Source organism: Actinobacillus minor NM305 (assembly GCF_000175195.1).
GTDB lineage: Bacteria > Pseudomonadota > Gammaproteobacteria > Enterobacterales > Pasteurellaceae > Haemophilus_A > Haemophilus_A minor.
The window spans coordinates 1-1293 of record NZ_ACQL01000186.1 but is presented as its reverse complement, the minus strand read 5'-3'; the positions used below and the strand labels follow the sequence as shown (position 1 = coordinate 1293).

1 protein-coding gene is annotated in these 1293 nt (G+C 44.5%); it reads right to left on the bottom strand.

Features of this window, described 5'->3' with window-relative positions:
* Positions 1-227: 227 nt before the first annotated feature.
* On the bottom strand, positions 228-1175 hold the full coding sequence (locus AM305_RS11565) for an ABC transporter substrate-binding protein (RefSeq protein WP_005826355.1): 948 nt from the start codon (positions 1173-1175) through the stop codon (positions 228-230).
* Positions 1176-1293: the final 118 nt, after the last annotated feature.

The following is a 1293-nucleotide window of genomic DNA, read 5'->3' as shown; positions in this document are numbered from 1 at the left end:
ACGGGTGGGGATAAACCCCACCCCTACGCATTTTATTACATAATGTCGTAAAATTTAGAAGAAAATAGACCGCTTGATCCCTCTCGGTATTATTTTCAGAGAGGGGGTAAATTTTACCCCTCTCCCGAATTTCAATTCTAAACGAATTGAAATTATCCCTCTCCCTCAAGGGGCGAGGGTTGTGTATGGTTGATTGGGGCGAAAGATTTTTCGCCCACTGATATGGATTAGTAAAGCACCGCTTTCGCTTCTGGCGAGTCGATGTTTTCTTTCGTTACATAAACTACACCGGTGTCGATAACTTTCTCGACTTTTTCGCCTTTGATGATTTTGCCGATAGTATCAACGCCTTTGTAACCCATTTGGTATGAAGATTGCACCACGATACCGTCTAAAGTTCCATCACGGACGAAGTTTTGAAGGTCTGAGTTACCATCAAAACCAACGGCAACGATTTTACCTGCGAAGCCTTTTTGTTTCACCGCACGAGCCATACCCACTGCGGTCGGTTCGTTTGCACCGAAGATCGCTGCAATATCAGGGTTAGACCCTAAAACATCTTCAGTTTGGTTCAATGCGGTAACCATTTCTGAATTTGAGTAGTATGGGCCGACAATTTTGTAGTCCGCTTTTGCTTTCACTTCATCAATGAAGCCGCCTGTACGTTCAATCGCAGAAGCAGCACCTTGCGTGAATGACATCACTGCCACTTTACCGCCTTTCACTTTGGCTAATAATTTTTCAGCGGCTAATTTACCTGCTGCACGGTTATCGGTCGCAAGGAAGGATTGATAGTATTTACCATCGCTGTTTAAGCCTGAGTCGATTAATACGACCGGGATACCACTTTCATAGGCTTTTTTCACCGCTGGAACGAGTGCTACTGGGTCAGAAGCTGCAAGCACGATACCTGCAACACCACGGTTTACGGCGTTGTCCACCATATTGACTTGAGCGTCAATAGAGGTTTCAGCTTCCGGACCTTGGAAGGTCACTTTATATTTGCCGCCTAAATCTGCACCTGCAGTTTCTGCACCTTTACGTACGTTTTGCCAGAAAGTTGAGTTAGCGGATTTTACGATGACTGCAATTTCGTCTGATTTTGCCCACGCTGAGCCTGCAAAAAGGGTTGATAAACCTAATACAGTTGCGGTTACGATTGCTAATTTTTTCATAGATAAATCTCCTATAGGATTAAGAAGACAGCGTTATTATGTAGTTATTATTCGTTTTTGTAGGGACAGGGTTTATCCCTGTCCTTTTTCTCGGGTGGGGATAAACCCCACCCCTACG